Here is a 4,583-nt window from a genome sequence, read left to right on the forward strand (position 1 = left end):
CGGGGCCGGTCGGCGGCGGGTGGACGGCGGGTCCCGGAGGGGGCGCCGCCGTCGGGGGGCTGTTCGTCGTCCGACGATACAGACTCATCGGCATCGGCATCGGCATCGGGAGCTGGAGCTGGAGCGGATGGCGGTGAGGGTGCAGGCTCTGCTGCTGATGGTGTCGGCTGTGTCGCCGGTGTCGGCAGCAACCGTTCCATCTCCGTCTCCATCTCCGACCAGTCCAGGGCCTGTTCCGCGAGCGGCCCACGGGACAGCAGCTCCGGAGCGGTGAGCTGGAGCAGCGCGCTCCAGGGACTGAGCGGGCCCGAACGGTCGAAGGCGTACACCTGCCGGCCCGGCGACGCGAACGCCCACGGACGTGAGGCTCCGGCGACTCTGCCGCCGGAGAGCAGGGAGTTCAGGAACAGGCCCGACCGTCTCGGAGCGCTGAGCATCGCGAGATGCGGCTCGCCGCCGAGCGCCACCGCGTCCGGAGCCGTGACCGGCAGACCGTCGGCCGAGTTGCGCCAGGTGATGTCGAGGCAGCTCAGCCCGGTCCGCCGTCGCCACTGCGGAAAACCACCGCTGCCGCTGCCGCCGCCGGCACGGGCGTAACCGGTGGTGTGCTCGGCGGCATCGGTACGGCTGAGGTCGACCATGAGTGTGACGGATTCCGCCAGGGAACGGCTCAGTTCGCCGACCACATCGCTCAACGGCACCGTCGCGCCCTGCGAAAGCGTCAGCAGCAGATCGAGCCCGCCGTCGCCCATCCGCGCCACACCGTGCGCGGCGATATAGACGAGCAGCATGTTGTCGCTCTCGTCCACAACGGTTCTGAGGTTGTTCCGTACGACGTCCCACGAGCCCGGCTCCTGGAGCAGATGCGTACTCGACCGCGAGAAGCCGCAACCGCTGCGCAGGAGCGCGTTGTAGAACGCACCGGCGTCCTCGGCCGGCCGGACCGGCTTGACGCCGGGCTCGGGCGGGGTGCCGACGGGCGCGGATGCGAGCGAGGGCGTGGGTCTGGACGCAGGCGATGGCTCGGGGGCGGGCGATGGTGCGAGCCCGAGAGCGAGGGCATGCCGCTGTGTGCTCTCCCTGCGCAGCGATACGGCGGCCAGCCGCGCGGGGAGATACGTGGACTCCTGCTCGTTCAGGGCCCTGTTCAGCACGAGGGACGACCGGTAGCCGGCGGCGTTGCGCAGAAAGGCGGCGTGATAACCGCCGTTGCGCAGCATGGAGGCCAACTGGCGGTGCAGGGAGCCCAGATGGAGCGCGCGCTCCCTGGAGTTCATGCCCGCGCGCAGCAGTGTGACCAGATGGCTGGTGAAGACAGAGGTCGAGTACGTGTTGACCGCATAGCCCAGCGCACTCGTCCCGACGGCGGAGAGGACGGCGATGCCCTCGCGGGCGAGCCGGTCCAGAGCGCGCCGGATACCACGGGGACGCACCTGGCCGCGCCCGGGTCCGGAGGAGAAGCAGACGTCGAGAATGAGCAGCCGATCGGCCCGGCCACCGTCGGCGCGACCAGGAGATGACGACGACGTCATACGGTCGGCGACATCGAGAGCCGACACCCAGGTGCCGAGGTCGGTACCGTCGGAGTTCCGGTCGGCGAGATACAACTCACCGTCGGTCAGGGCCCCGTGACCGGTCCAGTAGACGATGAGCGGACCGTCCTCGGCCGCCGCCTCGGCGACCCGGTCGAGGACCTCGTCACCGTTGTCCGAGAACACCACATCACAGTTCTCGGGATCGATCGCCCCGATCACCGGGTCCGCGAGAACGTCCCGCACCTCGGCGACGTTTCTTCGTATCCCCGGTGGCAGAGATAAGAAGGGGTCGTTGTACGACGCCCCCTCAACTAAAACCGCCCGCGCCGACCCCGCTGCCACGTCGCCCCCCAGAACTCCGTCGCGGCAGAATAGCGCTTACGAACCGCCGACGCAGCGATAACCGCACGATTCGGCCGGGGGCCGGGGCCGGCCCGAGCCAAGCCCCCCAACGCCCGGAGACCGGCCGATGCGCCGCCAGCCCCACATCGCGCGAGCCCCAGCCAGAAACCAACAACCCCGCGTGCGCGGGGACCACGATTACCAAAGCCCCAAGGGGGTGAAATGCACGCCAACAACCCCGCGTGCGCGGGGACCACAGGAGCTGACCTGCTGTTTTATATGGGCGGAGACCCGTTTTTACTTACTTTCAGGAATTCCGTCATAAGTGTCATTTCCCTGCGCTTCTGGGTGAATCGGGCAAACCGCAATGCTGGCGTCCCCGACTTCACCTGGTGCCGTGAAACACGGCCTTATCCATTGCCGACAGCCTACTTCCGACGGTGCTCCACCGCGTCGGCCTCATGCCGAGGCACACCCGCGAACCCGAGCACTGTCGGCGCAGACTCATGGCGGTCGGAAGGCGAATGTACTGAGGTCGACCTGGCGGGAGCTGCGCCTCATTGCCGGTTCCCCGCTCCCGCTCCCGCGCGCTTCGCGCGCATACGCCGGGCACCGGAGCGCGTCGCTGATCGAAGCGGTTGTGGCCAGCTCGCGCCGGTTGACAGCCTCGGCCAGCAGTACGGCGGGTTCGTGCCCGGCCGCTTCCGTATCGGCGAAGGTGGCGACCAGTGCGTATCGGCCGGTTCCGGCAGGACTCGCTGCGCCAATTCCGGCACTGACTCGCCGAGGCCATCCGTAACCATCCTCAACCGTAAGCGGCGCACGGTCCGGGACGACAAAGCCGGCTCGCTGGCCCCAGGACTCCCGCTTTTACGACCTCCGGCGTACAGGCACCAGGCCACTCATGGTGCGGTTGGGCCGGTCAGTCGTCCCGCATCGCTGTACGCCGCGAGCAGGCGCGGGCGGTCGACGCCCACGGAGAGGGCGCGTTCCCCGCACGTCCACGTCCACCCGATCACGGCGCCCGAGCCGCGCGCCGGAGGTGAACGGCCCGCTGAGCGCCGGGTCGGCACCTTTTACGAATTACGACCTGCAGTGGCCGCCTGACCTGGAACGCAAGGCCAGCGAGCCCCTGCGAGGGAGGACTCCTGCACACGCGGGCATGCGGACCGCAACGTCCGGCGACCTAGCTCAACGCCAACTCCCCGACCTTTTGATCTCCGCTCATCTCCCCCGTCGGCCGGAACCCGAGCCCCAGGTAAAACCCCTCGGGGCCGTCCTCGCCCGGGTGCCAGGTGGTGGTCAGGCGGGTGCCGCCGCGGCGGCGGATCTCAGCGGCCACGGACTCGACCGCGAAGCGGCCATAGCCGCGGCCCTGTTCGTCGGCCGCGATGTTAAGCCGCCACAGGCCCGAACGGATGTCCGTGCCCCTGCCGTCGCCTGCGAAGTCGATATCGAGGAAGGCCATAAGGAAGCCGACGGGTCGGTCGCCGTCGAAGATGATGCGGGGCCAAGCCATGCCTGGGTACACGTACGCCTCGGCGAGGGACTTCACGACCGGCGCGACCAGGTGCTCCTGGTCAGGGCGAACCTTCAGGCCGATCGCGACGTCGAAGTTGGCGGCAGTGACCTTTGCCAGCCGGAGCGTAGTCGTCATACGGGAACCGTAAGCCAGCGGATCAAATGACTTTCCCGGTGCCGCACACCTCCTGCAGACGGCGACACCGCCAACTTCCCAGGCGGCGTTGCGGTGCGGTGGAGCCCCTTGAGCCGACCGGCGCGAAGAGCCTCGGCGCCTTGGAGAAGAGAGGAATCCGGGGTACGGGTACGAACACAGTCAGCACCATTCCGAACCGGCCTGATCCGCAGTGATCCCCACCCCTGCCTTTCCGTTGTCCGGGCCGTACACGCTGAGGTAGGCGGTCGTACCGCCGATCCGCTTGGTGAAGCAGTCGGACGGCCGGCCGTCCGCGTCCGTGGCCTGCGGCTGCCAGCCGTTCGCTCGCGCGGTCTCCCGGTAATGGACGAGAACGCTCTGCCGAGAGGCGTCGTACGGGAATTCAGTTCCGACCCAGACGAACAGATCGTCGTCGTCACACCCCTTGTACGTCTCCGCCTTCCCGGCGCCCGTAGGCGGCGCGTCCAGCACCGGATCCCCCGCGAGCGCCTCAGCGAGCCGGTCCTCTTCCTCCCTGCACCCATAGGTGAACAGGAAATACCTGATCGGTTCCCCGACGAACATCACCATCGGCACGGCAATCAAGCCGGCCACCAGGAGCCCCACCCAGTGTCTCCGCATGACGCGGGACGCTAGCGCACGCAGACGACCTGCGAGCACGGTGGCCAGATGTGCCCACAACCCCGGACGGGCGGCGGCATCTCGTTCGTCGCGCCTGCCGACGGGTTATGCACCGAAATCGGCGTGGTCGTCCGTCTCGAACGCCGGCCGGCCGGCGGACAGCGCCCGCACCTCACCGGGGCCGGCGCCGGACAGCGCTGCCCGCGTCAGCCTGCGGCGGCGTGATCAGCCGACGCAGAGGACCAGTACGCAGATTCGGTCTGGGGGCTGGGGTGTTGGGGTGGAGGGTGGGGGTGGGGTGTCTGCGGTGGAGTTGTCCGGTGGCGAGGACTGCGGTGGGGGCGTGGGTGTGGCTGGTTGTGGGGGTGCGGGGTTGGTGGTGGGGGTGGTGTTCGGGGCTGTGGGGG

At 68.9% G+C, this 4,583-nt stretch carries 2 protein-coding genes and 1 pseudogene; all 3 read right to left on the reverse strand.

Features of this window, described 5'->3' with window-relative positions:
- Window positions 1–1,778 (reverse strand): annotated as a pseudogene (locus GA0115259_RS21115) (hypothetical protein); the annotation flags it as partial.
- 1,285 nt (window positions 1,779–3,063) lie between these two features.
- Window positions 3,064–3,534, reverse strand: a complete 471-nt coding sequence (locus GA0115259_RS21120; RefSeq protein ID WP_093599503.1) for a GNAT family N-acetyltransferase — start codon at window positions 3,532–3,534, stop codon at window positions 3,064–3,066.
- 180 nt (window positions 3,535–3,714) lie between these two features.
- Window positions 3,715–4,149 (reverse strand): hypothetical protein, encoded by a 435-nt coding sequence (locus GA0115259_RS21125; RefSeq protein WP_141716644.1) that lies wholly within the window; start codon window positions 4,147–4,149, stop codon window positions 3,715–3,717.
- Window positions 4,150–4,583 lie beyond the last annotated feature (434 nt).

The organism is Streptomyces sp. MnatMP-M17, assembly GCF_900091995.1.
Taxonomy (GTDB): Bacteria; Actinomycetota; Actinomycetes; order Streptomycetales; family Streptomycetaceae; genus Streptomyces.